Origin of the sequence: Sphingomonas sp. NY01 (assembly GCF_038809135.1) — a bacterium.
Classification (GTDB): Bacteria; Pseudomonadota; Alphaproteobacteria; order Sphingomonadales; family Sphingomonadaceae; genus Sphingomonas; species Sphingomonas carotinifaciens.
This window is the reverse complement of sequence record NZ_CP101722.1, coordinates 3045720-3068991: the sequence shown is the minus strand read 5'-3', so window position 1 is coordinate 3068991 and position 23272 is coordinate 3045720. Positions and strand designations below refer to the sequence as shown.

At 68.4% G+C, this 23272-nt stretch carries 18 protein-coding genes; 5 read left to right on the top strand and 13 right to left on the bottom strand.

Annotation, left to right across the window (positions count from 1 at the left end; all coding sequences use genetic code 11):
- Positions 1-13: 13 nt before the first annotated feature.
- The 4 genes from nirB (at position 14) to cobA (ending at position 6308) form a co-directional block, all read left to right on the top strand.
- The gene (gene nirB, locus NPJ82_RS14815) at positions 14-2542 is read left to right on the top strand and encodes a nitrite reductase large subunit NirB (RefSeq protein ID WP_342657824.1); all 2529 of its coding nucleotides are present in this window, start codon (positions 14-16) and stop codon (positions 2540-2542) included.
- Positions 2539-2877: a nitrite reductase small subunit NirD gene (gene nirD / locus NPJ82_RS14810; RefSeq protein ID WP_342657823.1), complete on the top strand. Its 339-nt coding sequence runs from the start codon at positions 2539-2541 to the stop codon at positions 2875-2877. Before nirB ends, nirD begins: the two co-directional genes overlap by 4 nt.
- 133 nt (positions 2878-3010) lie before the next feature.
- The gene (locus NPJ82_RS14805) at positions 3011-5548 is read left to right on the top strand and encodes a molybdopterin-dependent oxidoreductase (RefSeq protein ID WP_342657822.1); all 2538 of its coding nucleotides are present in this window, start codon (positions 3011-3013) and stop codon (positions 5546-5548) included.
- Positions 5538-6308 carry a uroporphyrinogen-III C-methyltransferase gene (gene cobA, locus NPJ82_RS14800; RefSeq protein WP_342657821.1) on the top strand — a complete coding sequence of 257 codons (771 nt, stop codon included), beginning with the start codon at positions 5538-5540 and terminating at the stop codon, positions 6306-6308. Before NPJ82_RS14805 ends, cobA begins: the two co-directional genes overlap by 11 nt.
- A gap of 75 nt (positions 6309-6383) precedes the next feature.
- Here the strand turns inward: cobA and NPJ82_RS14795 are convergent, their stop codons facing one another.
- The 8 genes from NPJ82_RS14795 to NPJ82_RS14760 all read right to left on the bottom strand — a co-directional run bounded on the left by NPJ82_RS14795 (position 6384) and on the right by NPJ82_RS14760 (position 15039).
- A complete protein-coding gene (locus NPJ82_RS14795; protein WP_342657820.1) occupies positions 6384-7397 on the bottom strand; it encodes a phytase in 1014 nt (337 codons plus the stop codon).
- Complete coding sequence (locus NPJ82_RS14790; protein WP_342657819.1) at positions 7394-10180, bottom strand: TonB-dependent receptor; 2787 nt, start codon at positions 10178-10180, stop codon at positions 7394-7396. Before NPJ82_RS14790 ends, NPJ82_RS14795 begins: the two co-directional genes overlap by 4 nt.
- A 240-nt stretch (positions 10181-10420) precedes the next feature.
- A complete protein-coding gene (locus tag NPJ82_RS14785) occupies positions 10421-11524 on the bottom strand; it encodes a Gfo/Idh/MocA family oxidoreductase (protein WP_342657818.1) in 1104 nt (367 codons plus the stop codon).
- Between the two features lie 74 nt (positions 11525-11598).
- Positions 11599-12048: a peptide-methionine (R)-S-oxide reductase MsrB gene (gene msrB / locus NPJ82_RS14780; protein WP_112381493.1), complete on the bottom strand. Its 450-nt coding sequence runs from the start codon at positions 12046-12048 to the stop codon at positions 11599-11601.
- Between the two features lie 17 nt (positions 12049-12065).
- The gene (locus NPJ82_RS14775) at positions 12066-13001 is read right to left on the bottom strand and encodes an FAD:protein FMN transferase (RefSeq protein WP_342657817.1); all 936 of its coding nucleotides are present in this window, start codon (positions 12999-13001) and stop codon (positions 12066-12068) included.
- Between the two features lie 29 nt (positions 13002-13030).
- Positions 13031-13858: a DUF4198 domain-containing protein gene (locus NPJ82_RS14770; protein ID WP_342657816.1), complete on the bottom strand. Its 828-nt coding sequence runs from the start codon at positions 13856-13858 to the stop codon at positions 13031-13033.
- 11 nt (positions 13859-13869) lie between these two features.
- Positions 13870-14349 (bottom strand): DUF2271 domain-containing protein, encoded by a 480-nt coding sequence (locus NPJ82_RS14765; protein ID WP_342657815.1) that lies wholly within the window; start codon positions 14347-14349, stop codon positions 13870-13872.
- Positions 14350-14361: 12 nt separating this feature from the next.
- A complete protein-coding gene (locus NPJ82_RS14760; RefSeq protein WP_342657814.1) occupies positions 14362-15039 on the bottom strand; it encodes a PepSY-associated TM helix domain-containing protein in 678 nt (225 codons plus the stop codon).
- 356 nt (positions 15040-15395) lie between these two features.
- Here NPJ82_RS14760 and NPJ82_RS14755 point away from each other — a divergent pair, with 356 nt between their 5' ends.
- A complete protein-coding gene (locus NPJ82_RS14755) occupies positions 15396-15638 on the top strand; it encodes a hypothetical protein (RefSeq protein WP_112381793.1) in 243 nt (80 codons plus the stop codon).
- 260 nt (positions 15639-15898) lie between these two features.
- Here NPJ82_RS14755 and NPJ82_RS14750 read toward each other — a convergent pair whose 3' ends face one another.
- The 5 genes from NPJ82_RS14750 to NPJ82_RS14730 all read right to left on the bottom strand — a co-directional run bounded on the left by NPJ82_RS14750 (position 15899) and on the right by NPJ82_RS14730 (position 23264).
- Positions 15899-17347, bottom strand: a complete 1449-nt coding sequence (locus tag NPJ82_RS14750) for a methyl-accepting chemotaxis protein (protein WP_342657813.1) — start codon at positions 17345-17347, stop codon at positions 15899-15901.
- 69 nt (positions 17348-17416) lie between these two features.
- Complete coding sequence (locus tag NPJ82_RS14745; protein ID WP_342657812.1) at positions 17417-18790, bottom strand: hypothetical protein; 1374 nt, start codon at positions 18788-18790, stop codon at positions 17417-17419.
- 234 nt (positions 18791-19024) lie between these two features.
- A complete protein-coding gene (locus NPJ82_RS14740) occupies positions 19025-21205 on the bottom strand; it encodes a polysaccharide biosynthesis tyrosine autokinase (RefSeq protein WP_342657811.1) in 2181 nt (726 codons plus the stop codon).
- A 15-nt stretch (positions 21206-21220) separates the two neighbouring features.
- Positions 21221-22081, bottom strand: a complete 861-nt coding sequence (locus tag NPJ82_RS14735; RefSeq protein WP_112381486.1) for a UTP--glucose-1-phosphate uridylyltransferase — start codon at positions 22079-22081, stop codon at positions 21221-21223.
- 244 nt (positions 22082-22325) lie between these two features.
- Positions 22326-23264, bottom strand: a complete 939-nt coding sequence (locus tag NPJ82_RS14730; protein ID WP_342657810.1) for a hypothetical protein — start codon at positions 23262-23264, stop codon at positions 22326-22328.
- Positions 23265-23272: the final 8 nt, after the last annotated feature.

The following is a 23272-nucleotide window of genomic DNA, read 5'->3' as shown; positions in this document are numbered from 1 at the left end:
CGACTTTTCGAGGATGGATGCGATGGAATATTCTCCTGTAGTGGCCGCGCCCACCGAATTGCGCGAACATCTGCCAGAGGGCGGAGCCCGAGAACATCTGGTCGTCATTGGCAACGGCATGGCCGGGTGCCGGGCGGTCGAGGAAGTGCTGGCGCGCGATCCGGACCGGTACCGGGTGACGATCTTCGGCGCCGAGCCGCTGGTGAACTATAACCGGATCATGCTGTCGCCGGTGCTGGCGGGCGAGAAGACGTTCGACGAGATCGTCATCAACGGGGCCGACTGGTACGCGGATAACGGCATTACACTGATATCGGGCGACCCCGTCACCGCGATCGACCGGGAGGCGCGCACCGTGACCTCGCAAGGCGGCGTGACGGTGGATTATGACCGGTTGCTGATCGCGACCGGGTCGGACCCCTTCATCATCCCGGTGCCGGGCCGCGACCTGCCCGGCGTCATCAGCTTTCGCGACATGAAGGATGTGGATCACATGCTGGCGGCCGCTGCGCGCGGCGGCAGTGCGGTGGTGATCGGCGGGGGCTTGCTGGGGCTGGAGGCGGCGCACGGCTTGTCCCTGCGTGGCATGAAGGTGACGGTGCTGCACATCATGCCGACGCTGATGGAGCGGCAGCTGGACGAGGCGGCGGGCTGGCTGCTGAAGCAGGCGCTGGAGGCGCGCGGGCAGGTGGTGCTGACGGGGGCGGATACCGCGGCGATCCTGGGCGATACCCATGTCACCGGCGTCGCGCTGAAGGACGGGACGGAGATCCCGGCCGACCTCGTCGTCATGGCCGTGGGCATTCGGCCGTGCACCGCGCTGGCCCGCGAGGCGGGGTTGGACGTGGGTCGTGGGATCCGGGTGGACGACCATATGGTCACATCCGACCCCCGCGTGCTGGCGGTGGGCGAATGCGTCGAGCATGACGGGCAGGTCTATGGCCTCGTCGCGCCCTTGTGGGACATGTGCCGGGCGCTGGCCGACGGGTTGACCGATGCGCATAGCGGCTATCGGCCGTCCGCGACCTCCACCAAGCTGAAGGTGGCCGGGCTGGACGTGTTTTCCGCGGGCGATTTCTCGGGCGGCGACGGGGCGGAGGACATCGTCCTGCGCGATGCGGCGCGCGGCATCTACAAGCGCGTCGTGGTGCGCGACGACCGCATCGTCGGCGCGGTGCTGTACGGCGATACCGCGGACGGGAACTGGTATTTCGACCTGTTGAAGCGGCAAGAGGATGTGGCCGACATCCGCGACGCGCTGATCTTCGGCCAGGCCTTCGCCTCGGGAGGGGGGCAGGCGGACCCTAGGGCGGCCGTTGCGGCGCTTTCCGACGATGCGGAAATCTGCGGCTGCAACGGCGTGACCAAGGGCAAGGTGGTGGCCTGCATCGCGGCCGGTGCGCACAGCGTGGATGCGGTGCGCGGCACCTGCAAGGCGTCGGCAAGCTGCGGATCGTGCACCAACATCGTCGAAAGCCTGCTGGCGCTGACGCTGGGCGAGGGCGCGGTCGAGGCGGGGCCGAAGACCATGTGCAAATGCACCAGCTTCGGCCATGACGATGTGCGGCGCGAGATCGTGGCGCAGGGCATGCGATCGATCCCCGAGGTGATGCACAAGCTGCACTGGTCGACGCCCGATGGCTGTTCGTCGTGCCGGCCGGCGCTGAACTATTATCTGCTCTGTGCGCTGCCGGGTGAATATAAGGACGACCAGCAGAGCCGCTTCGTCAACGAGCGGATGCACGCCAACATCCAGAAGGACGGCACCTATTCGGTGGTGCCGCGCATGTGGGGCGGGCTGACCAACCCCCGCGAGCTGCGCGCGATCGCCGATGTCGTGGAGAAGTACGACGCGCCGATGGTCAAGGTGACCGGCGGGCAGCGGCTGGATATCTTCGGGATCAAGAAGGAGGACCTGCCCGCGGTGTGGGCGGACCTGAATGCGGCGGGGATGGTTTCGGGCCATGCCTATGGCAAGTCGCTGCGCACGGTGAAGACCTGTGTGGGCAGCGAATGGTGCCGGTTCGGCACGCAGGATTCGACCGGCTTCGGCGTGAAGATCGAGCGGGCGACCTGGGGGTCGTGGATGCCGCACAAGTTCAAGATCGCGGTGTCGGGATGCCCGCGCAACTGCGCCGAGGCGACGATCAAGGACTTCGGCGTGGTGTGCGTCGACAGCGGTTACGAATGCCATGTCGGCGGCAATGGCGGGATCAAGGTGCGCGCCACCGACCTGCTGTGCAAGGTCGCGACGGAAGCCGAGGCGATGGAGATGTGCGCCGCCTTTATCCAGCTCTACCGCGAGGAGGCACGCTATCTGGAGCGGACCGCGCCATGGATCGAACGGGTGGGCCTTGCCTATGTCCAGTCGCGGCTGCTGCCCGATGCGGGCGCGCGCGGCGAACTGGCGGCGCGGTTCTTCTACTCGCAGAGCTTTTCGCAGGACGATCCCTGGGCCGCGCGCGTCGAGGGGGCCGAGCGCGAGATCCATGCGCCGATGGCGCGCTTCACCCCCGTTCCCGTGCTGGAGGAAATGGCATGATTGGCGAATGGCTCGATATCGGCTGGGTCGACGAGATTCCGGTGCGGGGAAGCCGCACCGTGCAGGTGGAGGGCGGCGACGACATCGCGGTGTTCCGCACCAGCGAGGGCAAGGTCTTCGCGCTGCTCGACCGGTGTCCGCACAAGCATGGGCGACTCTCCCAAGGCATCGTGCATGGCAGGGCGGTGGCGTGTCCGCTGCACAACTGGCGGATTTCGCTGGTGACCGGCGAGGCGTTGGGCGAGGACCGGGGGTGTACGCCGGTCGTGCCAGTGAAGGTTTCCGGGGGGCGGGTTTTGATTTGTCGGGCCGCTACGTTGAAGGCGGCGGCGTGAGCAACCGCCTTGCAGGGTGCCGCCCGTGACGGCCCCTCACCCTCCCATCGCTGGCGCGACGGGCCCCTCCCTCTCCCCGGAGGGGAGGGGGGTCAGGACCACCTGCGCTTATTGCGGGGTGGGGTGTGGGATCGTGGCCACCGTTACCGGCGATAGGCAAGTCGCCATTGCGGGCGATCCGGAGCATCCGGCCAATCGCGGGCGGCTGTGTTCCAAGGGGACGCATCTGGGGGAGACGGTGGGGCTGGAGGGGCGGTTGCTCGCGCCGATGATCGGCAGGCGGCGGGCGTCTTGGGACAAGGCGCTGGATCTGGTCGCGCGACGGTTTCGCGAGACGATCGCGCGGCACGGGCCGAACAGCGTCGCCTTCTACGTCTCGGGCCAGTTGCTGACCGAGGATTATTATGTTGCCAACAAGCTGATGAAGGGATTCATCGGATCGGCGAACATCGACACCAATTCCAGGCTGTGCATGTCGAGCGCGGTGGCCGGGCACAGCCGCGCGTTCGGCGAGGACGTGGTACCGGCCAGCTATGACGATCTGGACGCGGCCGAGCTGATCGTGCTGGTCGGATCGAACACGGCATGGTGCCACCCGATCGTCTATCAACGTATCCGCAGTGCCTGCGAGGCGGGTGCGAAGCTGGTGGTGATCGATCCGCGTCGGACCGAGACGGCGGAGGAGGCGGACCTGCACCTCGCCATCCGGCCGGGCAGCGACGTCGCCTTGATGAACGGCCTGCTCCACTGGTGCCGTGAAGCGGCCGTGGTGGACGCCGCCTATCTGGCTGCGCATGTCGCGGTGCCCGAGGATTTCTGGGATCGGACCGGAGAGGGCAGCGATTTGTGGTCGGTGGCGCGCACCTGCGATGTGGCGCCGGCCGACCTTCGGCGCTTCTTCGAGATGTTCGCCGCGACACCGCGGACGGTGACGATGTTCAGCCAGGGGGTGAACCAAGCGCTGGCGGGCACCGATCAGGTGAATGCGATCCTGAACGTGCATCTGGCGACGGGGCGGATCGGCAAGCCGGGGGCGGCGCCGTTCTCGATCACCGGCCAGCCCAATGCGATGGGCGGGCGCGAAGTTGGGGGGCTGGCCTCGACGCTGGCGGCGCACCGCGACTTTGCGGAGGCGAACCGGGCGGCCGTGCAGCGTTTCTGGGCGTCGCCGACGATTGCGGAGAAGCCGGGGCTGAAGGCGGTCGACCTGTTTCGCGAACTGGGCAATGGCCGGATCAAGGCGTTGTGGGTGATGGCGACCAACCCAGCGGTGTCGATGCCCGATGCGGGTGCGGTGCGCGCGGCGCTGGCGGCGTGCCCGTTCGTGGTGGTGAGCGACGTGGTGGCGGAAACCGACACCAGCGTGCACGCGCATGTCCGCCTGCCCGCCGCCGCCTGGGGCGAGAAGGATGGCACCGTCACCAATTCGGATCGCACGATCAGCCGGCAGCGCGCGCTGTTCCCGCTGCCCGGCGAGGCGAAGCCCGATTGGTGGATCGTCAAGGAGGTCGCGCGGCGCATGGGGTGGGGGACGGCCTTCGCCTATGACCGGCCCGCCGAGATCTGGCGCGAGCATTGCCGGCTGTCGACCTATGCGCCCGGTGACCAGCGGCTGTTCGCGCTGCCGGGACAGGCGGCGAAGGGCAATGCCGATTATGAGGCGATGGCACCGTTCCGCTGGGGCGGCACGCCCTTTGCCGATGGGTGCTATCCGACGCCGGACGGTCGCGCGCGGCTGGTGCCGGTGGTGCAGAAGGCGGTGGCGCCGCCGCTGAAGGACTGGCCGTTGACGCTCAATACCGGGCGTTACCGGGACCAGTGGCATACGATGACGCGTACCGGGCTGTCGCCAAAGCTGGCGCGGCACCGGGAGGAGCCGTTGGTGGAAGTGCATGGCGACGATGCCGCGCGCGAAGGGCTGGTGGATGGCGGGCTGGCGCGTGTCAGCACGCCGCAGGGGGAGAGCCTGTACCGGGTGCGGGTGAGCGAGGCGCAGCGGCCGGGCGAGATCTTCGTGCCGATCCACTGGACCGACCGGACGGCGAGCGGCGGGCGCACCGGGCTGCTGCCGCGGCCGCTGGTCGATCCGGTGTCGGGGCAGCCGGGGTTCAAGGCGTCACCGGCGGCGATCGCGGCGGTGGCGTGCCGGTGGCGGGGCTTTCTGATCGTTGCGGGCGAGGGCGCGCGGCCGGAGTGTCTGTGGGCGACGCGGGTGGCGGTGCCGGCGGGGGTGCTGTGGGAGTTGGCGGGGGACGGTGATCCGGCGGTGCTGGAGGCGGTGTTGCCGAAGGGGGCGCGGATCGAGGCGGCGGATGCCAGCCGGGGCACGAAGCGGGTCGCGGTGCTGGTCGACGGGCGGCTGGTCGCGGCGCTGTTCGTGACGGAGACCGGGCTGTTGCCGTCGCGCGACTGGCTGATCGAACAACTCGGCGCGGCGCAGGCGGCACCCACCGTGCTGGCCGGGCGGGCGCCGGGTGTGGCGGTCGATCGCGGGCCGATCGTGTGCGCCTGTTTCGACGTGGGATTGAAGACGATCGTCTCGGCGATCGCGGCCCAAGGGCTCGCCGATGTCGCCGCGATCGGCGCGGCGCTGGGCGCGGGCACCAATTGCGGGTCCTGCCGCCCCGCCATTGCCAGGATATTGAGCCAAGGAGCGACGCATGCCGCATGACGATTTCACCCCCGGCACCGTCTGGCTGGTCGGGGCCGGGCCGGGCGATCCGGACCTGTTGACCCGCAAGGCGGAGCGGCTGATCGAGCGCGCCGATATCGTGTTCTTCGACGCGTTGGTCGGGCCGGCTGTGCTGGATCTGGTGCCCCCCGGCGTCGAACGGGTGAGCGTCGGCAAGCGATCGGGGCGGCATTCGAAGGATCAGGGCACGATCGACGAACTGATCGTGGCGGCGGCGCGGGGGGCCAAGCGGGTGGTGCGGCTGAAGGGCGGCGATCCGTCGATCTTCGGACGGTCGACCGAGGAGATCACGGCGTGCCGGGCGGCGGGGGTCGCGGTCAGGGTATGCCCCGGCATCACCGCGGCGAGCGCGGCGGCGGCCTCTGGCGTCGCCTCGCTGACCCTGCGTGGGCTGGCGCGGCAACTGACCTTTGTCACGGCGCACGCAAAGGCGGGCGAGGCGCTGGACCTGGACTGGGCGGGGCTGGCGGGGGCGGACCGGACGCTGGCGGTGTATATGGGGCGTGCGGCGGCGGCCGAGGTGTCACGCTCGCTGATCGCGGCGGGGCGGGCGGCGGACACGCCGGTGATGATCGCGGTGAACGTGTCGCTGCCCGACGAGCGGATCATCCGCGGGCGGCTGGATGCGCTGGCGTTCCTGGCGGCGGCGATCAGCGACCGCGATCCGGCCCTGTTGTTGATCGGGGAGGCGGTGGCGGGAACGGCTGTGACGACGCACGTGGAATATGAAGTGGCATAGTCGCCCTCACCCTTTCCCTCCCCCGGCGAGAAGGAGGGAGCGGCAAACCGCGGACGGGTGAGGGCGGGGGGGAGGCTACAGTCCCAATGCCTTCAGTATCTTTTCCCAGCTGACATATTTGAAGTTCTGGGTTTCGGGCGCGTTGTCGCCGTCCTGTGCCACGAACAGGCCGCGGGGATAGTCGGGTCCGAAGTCGCCGAGCGCGAGTTCGATGCCGTCGGTCTCGCTGGTGCCGTCTATGGCGCCGCCGTCGATGCGGAAGCGGCCGGCATAGGTGACGCCGGGCAGGCGGTAGAGCGTATAGGCGTTGTCGCCCTGGCTGGAGGCGACGAGATAACCGCCGTTGCGCCCCTGCGGTGCCAGCGCCAGCCCCTCGGCATCGGCGAACAGCGTCCTGCCATCGACGTGCGCGATGGGCGTGCCGGTGACGGGCGCCGCCGGATCGGCGGCAAAGCGCCACAGGCCGACATCCTCCTCCGCGACGTAGAGAAGGCCGGTGCGGTCGTCGACGACGCAACCCTCCGCCTGGGTGGCGACCTTCATGCTGCGCACCGTTTTTACCTGGGGGGTGGCGCCGGCGGTGTCGATCGCGACCTGGTCGATGCGGCCATCCTTCAGGACGACGAAGCCGAACAGCGCCTTGTCGCTGGCCCTCGTCCACAGGCACATGCCGTACGCTTCGCCGGTGCCCACCGGATAGCGGCCCAGCGGTTGCAGGCGGGCGGCGGCGGTGTCGAGCAGGAACAGCGACACATGCGCGGTCGCCACGTCCGCACGGTCGCTGGCGGCGACGACGACGCGGCCCCCCAGGTCGCGCAGATCGACATTGTTGAGGCGCGCGGCGGGGGTGAAGGACAGGCGTTTGCCCTTCATGTCGTAGACGTGGATACCCGCCTTCTTGTCGGTGCCGATGACCAGGCTTTTCGCCGGATCGGCGGCGTTGCGCCAGATGGCGGGGTCGTCGGCGGCGTCGGCGGCGGTATCGACCGGATCGGTTTCCGCGGTGGCGGGAACGTTCGGAGCGACATCGCCGGCCGGCGGCACGGTGGCGCAGCCGGCGAGCAGCCCGGCGAGAAGCAGCGCCCTCACAGCTTCACCCGCACGCCGCCGAAGATCGTGTAACCGAACTTCTCATATTCATAGACGCGCTGGCGATTGCCGTAATAGCGCACGCCCGGCGAGTTGGTCAGGTTCTTGCCCTCCACGAACAGGTTGAGCGCTTCGTTGAGCTGGATGCTGCCCGTCGCGTCGAGCTGGCCGCGACCCTCCCAATAGAGGTCGAGTTCGGGGGCGTCGGCGTTGATCTCGTCCAGATAGTCCGAACGCTTGGTGTAGGCGACGCGCAGGTTGACGGGGCCGCGCTCGTAGAAGAGCGAGGCGTTCCACATGTGTTTGGACTGGCCCGGCAAGCGGAAGACGCGGCGGCCGGCATAGGCCTGCGCCAGTTCCGCCTCGCCCTGGGTATAGGTGTAGTTGGCGAAGATGCCGAAGCCGCCGAGGACGCCGGGGAGGAAGGCGAACTGCTGCTGCCAGTTGACCTCGACGCCGTAGAGATGGCCGTCGGGGGCGTTTTCGGGGGTGGTGATGAAGGCGCTGGGGGCATCGCCGAAGGGGCCGCGGCGGGTGACGGTGTAGCGATAGTCGGTCAGGTCCTTGTAGAAGCCGTTGACCGCGATGATGCCGAGCGGGCGGATGTAATATTCGAGGCCGGCATCGATATTGTTGGCGAGGACCGGGCGCAGGTTCGGGTTGCCGGCCTCGACACGCACGGTGTTCCCCTCCGTCTCGTTGAGGAGGCGGGGCGCGATCTCCGGGAAGTTCGGGCGGTTGATCGCGCGGGTGAGCGCGAGGCGGCCGATGACGTTGGGGGTGAAGGCCTGGCGCAGCGTCAGGTTCGGGAAGAAGTCGGTATAGCCGTTCTTGCCGATCGCGGCGCTGGCCGGGGTGGTTGCGCGAAAATCGGTGGTCTCGACGCGCAGGCCGGCGATCAGTGTGGTCGGGCCGAACTCGAACTTGCCCATGCCAAACACGCCCATGATCTTTTCATTGGCGCGGTAGTCGGCCGCGATCGAGTCAGGCAGGCGGCGCTGCGAGGCGGCCTTGGTCCGGTCGAAATAGGCGTCTGCGGCGCCGGTATCGATGCGGTTGCCCAGCACATAGTCGAAGTTGCGCGATTCCTCGTCGGACAGGAGGCCGGTCAGCGTCTCGGTCGGGACGGCCGTGGCGCGGCGGTCGCGGAAGCGTTCCTCGTCGGCACTGATGTTGCGTTCGCGGTACTTGCCGCCGGTGCTGAGCGTCGCGACGCCGTCGCCCATCGGTACCGGCAGGTCGAAGCGGGCCGAGGCGCTGAACTGGTCGTTCTTCGTCGTGTTCGACCGGTAGGTGTTCTCGTAGAAGCTGTAGCGGTCGGTTTGCAGATGCTCGTTCGAGGTGAACAGCGAATAGCTCGGCAGATCGGCATTGTTGCCGAAATCATAGGAAAGCCGCGGACGCAGCGACGAGCGGAACAGCAGCTCGTCACGGCGCGGATAGGTTTGGGCGGATTCGGTATAGGCCGCGTCGAAGCGGAAGGTGCCGTCGCCCAGCCGCTGTTCGCCGCCGGTGGTGACCGACCAGATTTCGTTCACCTGCACGCGGTGGCGTACCTGCTTGGTCAGGCGCGTGTTGGTAAAGGTGGCGGCGGTGTCGGTCGAGCCGGGTTGCAGCGTGCCATCGGTCCAGATGATGCCCAGGCGATCGCGAAACTCGTCGTCCTTAAACCGGGCATAGGAGCCGCGGATCCACAGGCGGGTGGCGTCGGACGGGCGCCATTCGAACGCGCCGGTGCCGGCGATCCGCTCCCGCTTGGTGTCGTAATCCTTGAACAGCGTCTCGGTGACGCGCAGCAGGTCACCGACATAGTCCCAGCCATTCTCGACATTGTCGGGGCGGCGATGGGTGCGCGAATAGCTGCCCGAGACGAGCACGCCGAACTGCTTGTCCGCGCCGAACCGGTCGCTGACCGATCCGGAGGCGCGGTAGTCGCTGCCCTTGCCGAACTGGTTGTAGCTGGCGCCGGCCATGCCGGTGAGCGCGAAGCCGCGGCGGTCGAAGGGCGAACGGGTGGTGATGTTGACCGCGCCGGCGATCGAGTCCGCTTCCTGATCGGGGAGCAGCGACTTGGACACTTCGAGATTGGCGACGATGTCGGAGGGCAGGGTGTCGAGATCGACCGCACGGGTGCTGGGATCGACCGAGGCGATCTGCACGCCGTCCACCGAAATGGCCGACCATTCGCTGGGCGCGCCGCGGACGTTGATGTAGCGGCCCTCGCCCTGATCGCGCTCGATGCCGACGCCGGGCGCGCGTTGCAGCGCCTCGGCGATGTTGGGATCGGGGAAGCGGCCGATCGCGTCCGCCGAGATGATGGTGACGGTGTTGTCCGCTTGACGCTGCTGGTTGAGCGCGCGGGCGGTGTTGTCGAGCAGCGAGGCGCCGACGACGACGATCTCGTTATCGGCGGTGCCGGCGGCGGGCAGCGTGACCTCGACCCGGGCGCCGCGATCGGCGGGGGTGATGAGGCGCGTCTGGCGGGGGCGGCCGAGATAATCGATCAGCAGCGTCACGTCGCCCTCGGCGGGCACGGAGACGGTGAATTCCCCCTGCAGGCTGGTCGTCGCCTCGATCCCGGTGCCCTCCACGACGATGCGCGCGCCGGGCAGGGCGACGCCGGCGGCGTCATAGACACGGCCCGAGATGGTGGGGCCGGCAACGGGCGCGGCGGCGGCGACGGGCGTCGCATCCGGCGCGGCCCGAGCCGGTGCGGCGGCCAGGGTGATGGCGAGAAGCGAGGCACCCGCAAGCATGCGGATACCGGGCGTGGCGGCGTTCATGATGTCCCCCCTGGGCGCTTGATCGTGAGTGCCGGCGCGTCGGGCGCCGGTCGCTGAAGGGGGGCTTTGGGGGAGCGATGTTACAGGGGCGCGCCAATTTGGTGACGGGTCGGTGATGGATTCGTGACGGGGGTGTTACGGGCGCTCGAAGCCCTCTCTCCCTCGGGGAAAGGGGGCGGCGATGAGCGCCTGCTGGTAGTTGCAGAACCCCCCTCTCCCCGTGGGGGAGAGGGAGTAAAATCACGCCAGCTTGATCTGGCGGCCTTCGCGGGCGGAGCGGTAGATCGCCTCGATCAGGCGGAGGTCGGCCAGGCCTTCCTCGCCCGCGACGATCGGCTGGCGGCCGGTCAGCGCGCATTCGGACAGGTGATCGAGTTGGCCGACGAACTGGTTGACCGGGCCGGGGGGCACGTCGCGCACCGCTTCCTTGCCGTCCTTGCGGATGCGCATGCGCTGCCCCTCGTAGGAGGTGGCGGGTTCCAGGTCGATCCAGCCATCGGTGCCGACGACGCGGTAGCGATTATGGTTCGAGCTGTAGCTGGACACGCAATCGGCGATCGCGCCGGAGGGGAAGCGCAGCATGAAGTTGATCTGATCCTCCACGGTGCGGAAGCGTGGATCGCTCTTGTCGGTGGATTCGACCGCGGTGACCGAGACGGGTTCCTCGCCCATGAGGTAGCGCGCGGCGTTCAGGCTGTAGATGCCGATATCCATCAGCGACCCGCCGCCCGCCAGCGCCTTGTCCAGCCGCCACTGGTTCGGCTGGGCGTTGAAGCCGTGTTCGGCGGTGACGATGCGGGTGCGCCCGACATGCGCCTGCCTGGCCAGCTGGATCGCAAGAACGTTGTGCGGCTCGAACCGGGAGCGGTAGCCGATCATCAGCTTGCGGTTGGCGCGTTTGGCGGCGGCGATCATCGCCTCGCACTCGGCGGCGCTGACCGCCATCGGCTTTTCGCACATGACGTGCTTGCCCGCCTGGCTGGCGCGGATCGAGTATTCGGCATGCATGTTGTTGGGCAGGACGACATAGACGATGTCGATATCGGGATTGTCGCGGATGCGATCGTAGTTCGCGTAGCTGTAGCGGTGCGTCTTGGGGATGCCGTATTCGTCGCCGTAGCGGGCGAGCTTTTCCGGCGTGCCGCTGACCAGGGCGACGAGGCGCGAGGACCGGCAATTCCTGAACTGCGGCATGATCTGGCGCGTGGCATAGCCGCCCAGGCCGACAATGGCGTAGCCGAGCTTGCGACCGGGGGCCTGGGCCAGGGCGCCGGATGCTGCGCCCGCCAGGCCGAGGCCCATCAGATTGAGCGCGGCGCGCCGATTAAAATCCTCTCCGATCATGGACTTGTCTCCCATTTTCCCACCCGTGCACAGCCTGCACGGGTGGGGGGAGCTTGTCCATTGGCAAGGGCGGGTCAGCCCAGGTCTTCGACCTGATCGAGATAGTCGCCATATCCCTGCGCCTCCATCTCCTCGCGGGGCACGAAGCGCAGCGCGGCGGAGTTGATGCAGTAGCGCAGGCCGCCCCGGTCGCGCGGGCCGTCGGGGAAGACATGGCCGAGATGGCTGTCGCCATGCGCCGAGCGGACCTCGGTGCGGACCATGCCGTGGCTGCGGTCGTGCAGTTCGGTGACATGGGCGGGCTCGATCGGCTTGGTGAAGCTGGGCCAGCCGCAGCCGGACTCATATTTGTCCGACGAGGCGAAGAGCGGTTCGCCGGACACCACATCGACATAGATGCCGGGCTTCTTGTTACCCAGCAGCGCGCCGGTGCCGGGGCGTTCGGTGCCGCTCTGCTGGGTGACGTAGAATTCTTCGGGGGTCAGCCGGGCGATCGCCTCTTCGGTGCGGGCATAGCGGGTCATACGAACGTCTCCTGTTCCTACGGTTCGAGCATCGCGAGCAACGCGGGGCTCAGCCATTCGTCCCATGCCCCGCGCCGCCGCATCACCAGCCGCGCGGCAAGCGCGTGGCGGATGGCGCAGGCGGCGCCTGCGTCCGGGCCCAGCACGGTCAGCGCGGTGGCGAACGCATCCGCCTCCATCGCGCTGGGGTGGATCACGCTGGCGGCGACGACGCCGTGCGCGGCCGGGCGGCCGGTGCGGGGGTCGAGATTATGGTCGCCACGGATGTAGGTGCCCGAGGTGGCGACCGCCAGATCGTGGAGTGCGATGCGCAAGGGGGCAAGGGGCGCGCCGGGCGGGTTTTCGAGATCGACCCACCAGGGGTCGCCATCGGGGCGGATGCCGGTGCCGCGGAGTTCGCCGCCGATTTCGACAAGGGCATGGCCGATCGGCAAGCGACGCAGGACGTTTGCGAGCGCGTCGACGGCGTGGCCCTTGGCGATGCCGGACAGGTCGAGCGCGAGGCCGCCGGGCTGGCGGAGGCGGCGGGCGGCGGCGTCCCAGGCAAGGTGTTGCCAGCCGTTGGAGGGGCCGGACGCCCGGGTGGGGCCGTGGCCATGGGCGTTGACGAGATGTCCGATGGCAGGGTCGAAGGCGCCGTCGCTCGACCCGGCGATGCGCAGGGCGGCGGCGATGACATGGGCGAAGTCGGGGGGCAGGTCGATCCAGTGGCCGGCGGGCGCGCGGTTGAAGCGGGACAGGACCGAGTCCGCGTCCCAGTGGCTCATTTCGACAACGATGCGCGCCAGGGTCTGCGTGATCGCCGCGGCGATCGGGGCGGGGTCGGCATGACCGGCATAGAGGACGCGCCAGCGGGTGCCCATGGTCGGGCCCTCCAGCGTGACGATCGGTGCGGATGCGTCACGCGTGGCGAAGGCGGCGGGGTCGATACGGGTGGGGAGGGCGATGCGCATGTCGACCGTCGCCCTGCCCCATCCGCGCCTTACGGTGCCATCACTTCCAGCGTGGTGACATAGCCCAGCCGACGCTCGGTGGCGCGCGGCGTGGTGGTGTTGTTGTCGGTCGCGGTGGCGTTCAGCCAATACATGCCCGCGGCCGGCCAGGTCACGGTCAGCAACCCTTGCGCATCGGTGGTCAGGTCCATCGCGTTTTCGGAGTCGCGGTAGCGCTTGCCGCCGGGAATGACGGTGACCTTGAGGTTGGCGGCCGGCTTGCCGTCGACGAGGAAGCGGAACTTCGCCGGCTCGCCCGCGACCAGCTCGTCCGGGTGGGTGACGGGGGACAGTTCCAGACCCTTGTTGGTCGGCTTGAACACGGTCGTGGTGGGCGCGCCGGCGGTGACAAAGATCTCGTTGCGGTTGACGATCTCCGTCAGCTTCACGTCGGTCGCATTCGCCGGGATATCGGCGACAGTCAGCGGCCGCGGCATGTCGGGGCGGGGCGGGCCGCGGCGGCCGATGCGCTTTTCCTCGCCATTCACCTTGAAGCTACCCATGACGGCACTGTTCTCGCTGCCGATCTTCCAGGTGCCGGGCTTGTCCAGCTTCACGTCGAAGACCGAGCGGTAGCGGCCGGTGGAACCGTTCTGAAGCTGGCCGGGGGTGCCGTCCGGTTGCCAGACCTTCATCGCATCGAGCCGCATCGGCTGGTGATCGAAGAAGAACAGGTCGTTCGACACCGCCGCATCGACCGTCACCCAACTATCGGTGCCGGAGAAGATCGTGCCCGACGGGAGCAGCCAGCCGCGATGTGCGGACACGGCGGCGGGGATGGACAGCAGCGCGGTGGCGACAAGCAGGAAGCGCTTCATGGACAACTCCTTTAGCGGGCGGAGACGGCGACGGCGCCGAGTTCGGACGTGCCGCTTTTCTGCGCGGTGCCGTTCGGCACGGTGACGGGGATGCTGACCAGTTCGCGGCCACCGGTTTCGCGCGCGGCCTCGACGTTCAGGACATATTGGCCGGGCTTCAGATCGGCGGGCAACGGGATGCGATACTGGCCGGGGGCACGGGTGGGCCCGCTGACGCCGTTTGCGGGCATCGCCATGCTGCGCCCGCCCTTGCGCCACCAGGACCGCAGATCGGCGAGCCATTTGGTACCGGGCTCGTTGCCGCCCTTCTTCACGTCATACCATAGCGCCACCGTGCGCGCGGGGCCGCCGGCGGCCGGCTCCAGCCAGACCGCGACATAGGGCTTGTGATATTCGGCGACGTTCAGGCGCGGAATGGTGACGGTGACCGTACCGGCGGTGGCCGGCGCGGCGACCATGCCGATGCCGAGCAGAAGCGGCGATGGACGCATGGAAAAACCCCCTCAGTGGATGAACAGGATGGCGAGAAGCGCCGGCACGACCAGCCCGGCGGCGACCAGCGGCCAGGTGGACGGCCGGTGGCGGGCATGGAGCTGAAGCAGCAGCAGCCCGGTCAGCGTGAACAGGATACAGGCGACGGCAAAGACATCGATGAACCAGAACCAGGCGGCGCCGGCGTTGCGCCCCTTGTGCAGGTCGTTGAGGTAGGAGATCCAGCCGCGATCGGTGATCTCCGCCGTGATCCGGCCGCTGGCGCGGTCGATCGACAGCCAGGCGTCGCCGCCGGGGCGGGGGAGGGCGACATAAACCTCTGCATCCGACCATTCGGCGGCGTGGCCGGCGGGATCGAGGCCGACCGCGCGCTTGGCGGCAGCAGCGACCTTTGTGGGGAGCGGCGCGTCCGGTGCCGGGGGCGGCACCGCCAGCGCGCGCACGATCAGCGGCGGCAGCGGTGCATTCCGGGTGGTGACCACCGGCGTCGCGGCGATCGAGGCGGCGTGGTTGAGCGTGATGCCGGTGATCGCGAACAACAGCATCGCGACCAGCGACACGGCGGCGCTGATCCAGTGCCAGGTATGAAGCTGTTTGAGCCACCAGCCGCGCCATTTGCGCTTCGCCGGGCGGGACGCGCGGGCCGCCGGTTGGGGAGCGGGGGAAGGGGAAAGGCGAAGCTGATCCACGCCGCCTGCCTAAGCCGCGGCATGGTGCAATGCAAGGCTAATGCGAGTGATTATCATGATAATGCAATCGTGGCGCATGCTTGCCCATCGGCGTCGATACGGAGCGATTATGCGCTTTCCGCTAGGCCACTACTTGAATGCACCCATGTTGCGGTGCAACATAAGGGATTGTTCGAGGAGGCGTCATGGGCGTGCAGGAAACGATCATGGCGGTGGCATTGGTGTCGGTGGGCAGCATGCTGATGTGGCTGGAAGCCGCGTGGCGCAAGCGTTCGTAACATTCGCAACAGTAAAGAGGCTGGACTTCCGACTTGATTCAGGTCATGAGCGACACTCGCATTTTGGGAGTTCTAATCATGTTCGGTAAGATCCTTACCGCTGCTGCCGCAACCGTGCTCGTCGCGGCTCCGGTTGCAGCCGCTCCGGCCAACTCGGCCGCCAGCCTGTCGGTTGCCAAGTCGGCTCGCGCCGCTGCTCCGGCTGCCAAGAAGAACGAGCTCGCCGGTGGTGGCGTGATCGTTGCCGTGCTCGCCGCTGCTGCGGTCGTTGCCGGCATCGTGATCGTTGCCGACAGCGACGACGACTCGGACAGCAACTGAGCTGTTCCGCGCGGGCGGGCCTCCCGCTTCCAAGACGCTGAGCCGCCGCGCGGTCGATGGGGAGTCCTTCGGGGCTCCCCATTTTCGTTTGGGGGTCATTTCGTTTGGGGCCGGGGCTCATGCGATTGGTCGGCCGTGGGCTTCGACTTCGATGCAGAGCGTGAAAGCGTGATGCGCGGGATCTAATCCATCCCCGTTCGGCATGAGCCCTTCGACAAGCTCAGGATGAACGGAGGTGGTCGGACTCGTCTGCACCCGCGTCAGCGGGTCGCGACCAGTCTGATCGGCTCTGCACGCCTCGGCACAGGCGGAGTCGCCGCCTGACCAAGCTGGAAGCGGGCGACCTCGCGAGCCAGTGCGTCGGCTTCGGCGGCGAGATCGCGGGCGGCGGCGGCGGCGTGTTCGACCATCGCCGCATTCTGCTGCGTGACGCCGTCCATTTCCGCCACCGCGGTGTTCACCTGCGCCAGCCCCTGCGCCTGTTGTCCCGCCGCCTCGGTGATCTGGGCGACCAGCGTGTCGACATCGGCGATATGGGCGATGATGCGCTCCAGCGCCTCGCCGGTGCTGTTGACCCGGTCGACGCCGACACGCACCTGTGCCGAGGCGCCGGTGATCCGTGCCTTTACGTCCTTGGCCGCGTCGGCCGAGCGTTGTGCCAGCGCGCGCACCTCCGATGCCACCACCGCAAAGCCGCGGCCGGCCTCTCCGGCGCGTGCCGCCTCGACCCCGGCGTTGAGCGCGAGCAGGTTGGTCTGGAAGGCGATGCCGTCGATCACCGCGATGATGTCGACGATCTCGGCCGAGGCGCGGGCGATGCCGTCCATCGCGGCCATCGCCTCGCGCACGATCGTGCCACTGGTCTGTGCCTCGCCGCGGGCTTGGCCGACCGCGCCGTTGGCGCGTGCGGCGTCCTCGGCGGTGCGGCGGACGGTGCTGGTGATCTGGTCCATCGCCGCGGCGGTTTCCTCCAGGCTGGCGGCCTGTTGCTCGGTGCGCTGGGACAGCGTGTCGGATGCGCCGCTGACTCCGGAGGAGCCGGTGTTGATGCGGGCAGCGGCATCCGCGACTTGGCCGAGCGTGGCGGAGAAGCGGGTGCGCATCGATTCGAAATCGGCGGCGAGCGCTTCGTAGCCGGGGGGCAGGTCATCCAGCGTGGCGGTGAAATCGCCGCCCGCCAGCCGTTCGAGCACGCGGCCGACCTGTGCGATCACCGCCTCGCGCCGGGCTTCCTCGGCCTGGAAATAGGCGGACAGGGCGACGTCCATGTCGAGCAGCGACGCCTTCACCAGCGTGGTCGCGGTGCGCGACGCGGCAAGCGGGTTGAGCATGCCGCGGCGCAGGATCCTGGGCAGGATGTCTTCGAGGATGCGGGCATAGCCGCTGATGTACCAGGTGGGGGACAGGCCGATGCGGGCGTGGACGCTGCCGATGCGTTCGGCGCGGATGCGGTACTGGTCGTCCAGCGGGCCGGAGAAGAGGGTGAGCCAGTGGTCGAGCTGCTTGTCACGGGCATGGTCCATCGCGGCGGGCGAGCCGAAAAAGGCGGCTGCCCTGGGCGTCGCGCGGATATGGTCGTACAGGCGGCGCAGCGCGGCGGGGGCGTGGCGCGCGACGATCTTGCGGACCGCCGGAAAGGCGCGGTAGCTGCCCGGCGTATAGCCGAAGGCAGCGAGTTTTTCCGTAAAGCTGGTGATCGGCTCGGACATGGTTCCTCCTGCCCGCACCGCTAGGCGCAAGAGGTGAAATCCAAGATAATAGAGCGCGTTGTTCCGGTTCTATCGGGCCAGAGACGCACCCATTTCGGATCGATGGGCCATGGGGAGCGGGCGGCGCCACCGCGGACGTGCGGCCGCGGCCCGGGCCTGGAAGATCGTGTAGCCGCACAGGAAACCGTACAGGCCCAGCCCCTCCACCTGCCAGAAGGGCATGGTCGCCATGTTGAGCAGGAAGAAGGCGAAGTGGGCGGCGACCAGCTTGATGCGCTCGCCCGCGGCGCGAAAGGCGGCGGCGGCCATGACGATCCACAGCAGCACCATCGCGGCGACCCCGAACAGGCCGAGTTCGTAGAGCGTGCCGACCAGCGTGTTGTGCGGATAGACCTTGAACAGCCCTTCCCAGCTTTCCGGGCCGAAGCCGACAAGTGTCTGGACGGCGCCGCCCTCCTTCCACGCGTACAGATAGCTGCTCCAGATCAGCGGGCGGGCCGACATGACCTGGCGGTCGGCATAGTCGAATTCGCGGGGGGGTTTGATGAGCTGGCCGGGGTGGGAGAGGAAGGTGACGAGGTCGGCGAACTTGTCGGCATAGAGGATGGCGGCGAGGGACAGGACGACGGTGCCGCCGACAAGTGCGCTCGTTGCCATGAAGGCGCGCTGTTCGCGCCGGACGCTGACCGTCATGCCCATGAAGAAGGTGGCGGCGGCGAGCGGGGCGAGGGCGAGGATCGAGGTGCGGTATCCGGCGAGCTGGATGCCGATCAGGGTGACGAAGAGGAAGGCGATGCGGATGGCGGGGCGGACCGAGCGGGCGAAGCAGCCGACGGTGAAGCCCGCCACCAGCGCGACCGAAAAGGCGCCCTCGTGGTTATAGCCGCCGATCCAGACCAGTCCGTCGCCGGTTTCCGACCCCTTGGGCAGATGCAGCACCACCGACAGCGCCTGGAAGACGAGCAGCGGCAGGAAGGCGACCAGCGCCCAGCCGATGAAGCGCCCCTCCGGATCGAGGCGCAGCGCCTGGAACACGGCAACCGCGATGACGATCAGATAGGCGTATTTGACCGCGGTGTTGATGCCGCCGGCGGGATCGTGGTTGAGCACCGCGCTGACCATCGCGACGGCGATGATGAGATAGATCGGCAGCAATTGCCGGATCGCGAGATTGGCGGGGCGGACGATGAAGGCGAGCCCGATCGCGGTGACGCCGATCGACAAGAGCGCATTGCCCGACAGCCCGGCGCCGAGCCGCTTGAACATGTAGATGTGATAGGCGCCCGCAATGTAGCGGAGCCAGAGCGCGATGATGACGAACTTGCCCGGCACGCTGGCCGTGTTGCGGATCGCCATGACCAGCGGCACGATGAGCAGCAGCGTGACGGGGATGAGGACGCCGAGGCCGAAGGCGGGGCCGTAGCTGGAGAGGGTGGCGTTCATGGGTGATGTTTCCCCCTCTCCCCTCCGGGGAGAGGGAAGGGGCTCGCTGCCGTTAGGCAGGGGGAAGCGTGAGGGGTTGCCAAGCAGTGCCGCGTTTGGGGCGGCCCCTCACCCTCCCCACGGCTGCGCCGCGGGTCCCCTCCAGCATCAGGTCGCCCATGCCCCCGGCATGGGCTGATCAGCGCGGGGCGCTGTTCACCTGATGCTCCCCGGAGGGGAGAGGGATTTGCTGCCTCACCCCGCATAATAGCTGCTGTATTCGCGCAGATAGTAGCTGGCGTCGCCGAAGCCGGAGCGGGCGTGGTCGCGCATGTCGATCAGGGTCATGGCGACGCCCAGGACGTTGGCCTGGACGTCGTGGAGTTGGCGCAGCGCGATGCCGGCGGCCTTGGCGGGGGTATTGCGCCAGCGGACGAGGAAGACGACGCCGTCGGCCATGCTGGCCAGGACGCGGGCCTCGTCGACCGGCAGGACGGGGGGCGTGTCGAGCAGGATGAGGTCGTAGCGTTCGCGCAAGACTTCGAGCAGGTCCGCGAAGCGGGTGGTGTCCGACAGGCTGATGCCATCGGCGTTCGGGCGCTGGGGCAGCAGGTCGGCGTTGGTCAGCGCATCCTTGATGATCGCCTGATCCAGCGTGGCGTTGCCGTCGATCACCTCGTCCAGCCCGACCTCGACCCGCTCGGCGAATTCGCGGCTGAAGGCGCGGCGGCGGGCGTCGCAGTCGATGAGGAGGACGCGTGCGCCGGCACTGGCGGCGGCGCGGGCGAGCGCCATGGCGGTGGTCGTCTTGCCCTCGCCCGGCACCGAGGAGGTGATCGCGACGACGCGCATCGGCGAGCCGGACTGGGCGAACTGGATCGAGGTGCGCAGCGTCCGGAACGCCTCGGCAAAGACCGATTGCGGGCGTTTCAGCAGCAATTCCGCCGGCGGCGCGGGCAGGCCGCCCTTGCGATAGGCGGGCAGCGTGCGCGCATCGGGGATGGAGGCGAGCGTGGGCAGGCCCAGCGTCCGTTCCACCGCCTCGCCGGTTTCCAGCCCGCGTTCGAGCAGTTGCAGGAGAAGGACGAGCAGGGCGGCGACACCGAGGCCGCCGACGATCGCCATGGCGGCATACATCAGCGCCTTGGGGCTGCTGGGCCCACCGGGAACGCGCGCCTTGCTGACCACATAGGAGTCGGAGCGTTCGAGGCCCGCCTGCGCCACCGTCTGGCGATACCGGTCGAGAAAGGCCTGGTAGAGCGTGCGCGCGGATTCGGCATTGCGCTCCAGCTCGTTCAGCCGCACCGAGGCTTCGTTGTCGCCGGCCAGGCGGCCGCGCGCCGCGGCGATCGATCCGGACAGCGAGGCGGCGCGCTGTGCCGCGATCGTTGCCTGGTTCGAGACGTTGGCGACGACGCGGCCGACCTCCGCCTTGATCTGTTCGTCGGTGGAGGCGAGTTCGCCGCGCGCCCGCACCAGTTCGGGATGGATCGGGCCGTAGCGCTTTTCCAGTGCGGCGACCTCGCGCGCGGCCTGGGCGCGTTGCGAGCGAAGCGCGCTGACCACGGGCGAATCGAGCGACTCGCCCAGTTCCTCGCCGCTGCGGCCGCGCGCCAGTTGCGCGCGCGCGGTGGACAGGCGTGCCTGGGCGGCGGCGTTCTCGGCCTGGGCCTGGGCGAGCTGGGTGGACAGGTTGGACATCTCCTCCTGCGTCACCGTGCTGGCGCTGGAGAGGGCGAACAGGTTGTGCGAGGCGCGGTAGTCGGCGACCGCGCGTTCGGCACCGAGCACCTGGACGCGCAGTTGCTGGAGCCGCTGTTCGAGGAAGGTGCGGGCGCGGGCGGTGGCCTGGGTCTTCACCCCGGTCTGGCCGGCGACATATTCCTCGATGATCGCGTTCGTCACCTTGGCGGTCTGGATCGCCTCGTCCCCCTCGAAGGTGACGCTGATCGCGTAGGACAGGCCGTCACGCTTCACCAGCAGGTTGCCGAGGATGGTGCCGATCGCGCGCTGGCGGCCGATCAGGTCGGGCTGGCCGGGAGGGGGTGCGGGCTGATCCTCCAGCGCCTTGTTGAAATTGGGGTCGCGTTCGAGATGCAGCCGGTCGACGACGCGGCCGATCAGCTCGGGCGAGCGCAGGATCTGCACCTCGGTATCCACCGCCGCCGAGTCGGGATCGACCGTGGGGGTGATCGCATCGACGTTGATGACCTTTTCACGGCTGCGATCCAGCGCCACCTGCGCGGTGGCGGTGTAGCGCGGCTCCGCCGTCAGATAGGCGACGGTGGCAAGGACGATGGCCGCCAGCACCGAGGCTGCGATCACCATCCAGCGGCGCCGGATGATGCCGAAGATGCGATGCAGGTCGATCAGCGCGGCCCGATCCACCTGCGGATCGGGGGCGTCGTGGCGGGGACCCTGGGGCCGGCGGACCATCGCGTCCATGGGGCCTTACGCCGCCGTCGCCATGAAGGCGCGGACCGCAGGCGCGATATCCGGCCGCTGGAGCGCCAGCGCGATCGTCGCGGTCACGAAACCGGCCTTGTCGCCGCAGTCATAGCGCGTGCCGCGAAAGGTGACGCCGTGGAATGCCTGTTGCCCGATCAGGCGGGCGAGCGCGTCGGTCAGCTGGATCTCGCCGCCCGCACCCTCTTCCTGGCCGGCGAGGATGTCCATGACCTCGGGCTGGAGGATGTAGCGGCCGATGACGCCGAGATTGGAGGGCGCATCGGCGGGGGCGGGCTTTTCGACCAGCCCCTTCACCTCGGTCACTGCGCCGAAGCGCTCGCCCGGCGTGACGATGCCGTATTTGGCGGTATCCTGGGGTGCGACCTCCTCGGTGCAGATCAGGTTGCCGCCGCGTTCGTTATAGGCCTCCACCATCTGCTTCAGGCAGCCGGGCCGACCGACCATGAGATCGTCGGGGAGCAGTACCGCGAAAGGCTCGTCGCCGACGACGCGGCGGGCGCACCAGACGGCGTGGCCGAGGCCGAGCGGTTCCTGTTGCCGGATGACGGTGATGTCGCCGGGCGAGATGCGGGTATCGTCCAGCACGCCAAGCGACTTGCCGCGGCGGCTCATCGTTTCCTCAAGCTCGAAGGCGTGGTCGAAATGATCCTCGATCATTCCCTTGCCGCGGCTGGTGACGAAGATGAACTGTTCGATCCCCGCCTCGCGCGCCTCGTCCACCGCATATTGGATCAACGGGCGATCGACGACGGGCAGCATCTCCTTGGGCATCGACTTGGTCGCGGGCAGGAAGCGCGTTCCCATTCCGCCGATCGGGAAGACCGCCTTGCGTAGCTTTCGCATGTTCCACCCTCTTCATGATTGCGCCGTGCCCGAGCGCGGGGGCGCGGGGGCACGGGCGGGAAACCAGCGTCGGAAACGGGGAGATGACTGACGCGGACACCGGGCCGGATCGGCGCGCGGCAACCGCTCTTCATGCCATGTCCTCGTCTGACACGGCCATGCTGCGCCGCTGCGCTGCATCGCAGCAAGAAGCCGGCGTTGAACTGTGTGCAAAGCGCGCCCGGAAGAATAATCTTCAGGTAATTCAAAGGCGAGGCGGCGCACCGGCAAATTGAATGCCACCGGCGACACCGGCTTTACCCTGACGACGGACGAGTGGCGTACCCTTTGGCACCTGGATATCATGCGTGCCGATGACGAGGCGGACCGGTCCGTCATGCACGTCGAAAACGGGGTACCCCGTCGTGCTGCGCACCACCAGATGGTCGATACGGATCACCGGCGGCTCGGCACCGGGCGACTTGGCGCCCATCAGCATGAAGTGGACGGTGTCGCCGATGCCGCCGGTCTTGCGCGGTTCGATGCTGGTCAGCCGGGTGGCATGAATGCTGGACCACAGCCGGTAGTTGCGCGCGTTGCGCCCGCTGACGCAGTCGTCGAGCAGGGTTTCGGTGGATTTCAGGTCGAAGCCGCCATCGCTATTGTCCCAGGCGGCGCATTTGCGGAAGATCAGCCGGGCATTGCCGCGTTCCGACGAGAAGCCGTCGCCATTCCAGTAGCGCTTCTCGCCACGCTGCCAGCAGAAGCCGCGCATCGTGCAGCGTTCCAGCCGGAAATCATGCGCTTCGCCCATGAAGGCGATGCCGACGGGCAGGTCGTGCGCGCCGGTGGTGCGGATGCCGCTGGCCTGCACATCCTCGAACACGCCGTGATGGCTGTTGTAACGGATCCGCGCGAAGCTGCGTGTCAGGCCGGTGGCGCGGGCGCCGCGGACGTGGAGGCCGACGCAATCGGCGCGCGCATCGCGGCTGATGGCGCCGTTTTCGATGACGCGGTAGCCGCCGGTGACCGCGATATCCTCGATCCGCACATTGCTGACGGGATCGCGAAAGACGAACAGGCCGTTGCCGACATCGCTGGCGTGGGTGCCGACGAACCGCTGGCCGGAGCGGACGATATAAACGGGTTCGCCGTCCGCCATGATGCGGGGGCCGGAGCTGCGGCGAAGGACCGGATCGGGCATGACTGGCG

Bases quoted from the DNA above. Each gene is read 5' to 3' on its own strand.
- nirB (WP_342657824.1), top strand. From the start codon at position 14: ATGGATGCGATGGAATATTCTCCTGTAGTGGCCGCGCCCACCGAATTG.
- NPJ82_RS14740 (WP_342657811.1), bottom strand. From the start codon at position 21,205: ATGGTCCGCCGGCCCCAGGGTCCCCGCCACGACGCCCCCGATCCGCAG.
- cobA (WP_342657821.1), top strand. From the start codon at position 5,538: ATGCCGCATGACGATTTCACCCCCGGCACCGTCTGGCTGGTCGGGGCC.
- nirD (WP_342657823.1), top strand. From the start codon at position 2,539: ATGATTGGCGAATGGCTCGATATCGGCTGGGTCGACGAGATTCCGGTG.
- msrB (WP_112381493.1), bottom strand. From the start codon at position 12,048: ATGACCCGCTATGCCCGCACCGAAGAGGCGATCGCCCGGCTGACCCCC.
- NPJ82_RS14735 (WP_112381486.1), bottom strand. From the start codon at position 22,081: ATGCGAAAGCTACGCAAGGCGGTCTTCCCGATCGGCGGAATGGGAACG.
- NPJ82_RS14750 (WP_342657813.1), bottom strand. From the start codon at position 17,347: ATGTCCGAGCCGATCACCAGCTTTACGGAAAAACTCGCTGCCTTCGGC.
- NPJ82_RS14745 (WP_342657812.1), bottom strand. From the start codon at position 18,790: ATGAACGCCACCCTCTCCAGCTACGGCCCCGCCTTCGGCCTCGGCGTC.
- NPJ82_RS14770 (WP_342657816.1), bottom strand. From the start codon at position 13,858: ATGAAGCGCTTCCTGCTTGTCGCCACCGCGCTGCTGTCCATCCCCGCC.
- NPJ82_RS14785 (WP_342657818.1), bottom strand. From the start codon at position 11,524: ATGATCGGAGAGGATTTTAATCGGCGCGCCGCGCTCAATCTGATGGGC.
- NPJ82_RS14755 (WP_112381793.1), top strand. From the start codon at position 15,396: ATGTTCGGTAAGATCCTTACCGCTGCTGCCGCAACCGTGCTCGTCGCG.
- NPJ82_RS14790 (WP_342657819.1), bottom strand. From the start codon at position 10,180: ATGAACGCCGCCACGCCCGGTATCCGCATGCTTGCGGGTGCCTCGCTT.
- NPJ82_RS14775 (WP_342657817.1), bottom strand. From the start codon at position 13,001: ATGCGCATCGCCCTCCCCACCCGTATCGACCCCGCCGCCTTCGCCACG.
- NPJ82_RS14765 (WP_342657815.1), bottom strand. From the start codon at position 14,349: ATGCGTCCATCGCCGCTTCTGCTCGGCATCGGCATGGTCGCCGCGCCG.
- NPJ82_RS14730 (WP_342657810.1), bottom strand. From the start codon at position 23,264: ATGCCCGATCCGGTCCTTCGCCGCAGCTCCGGCCCCCGCATCATGGCG.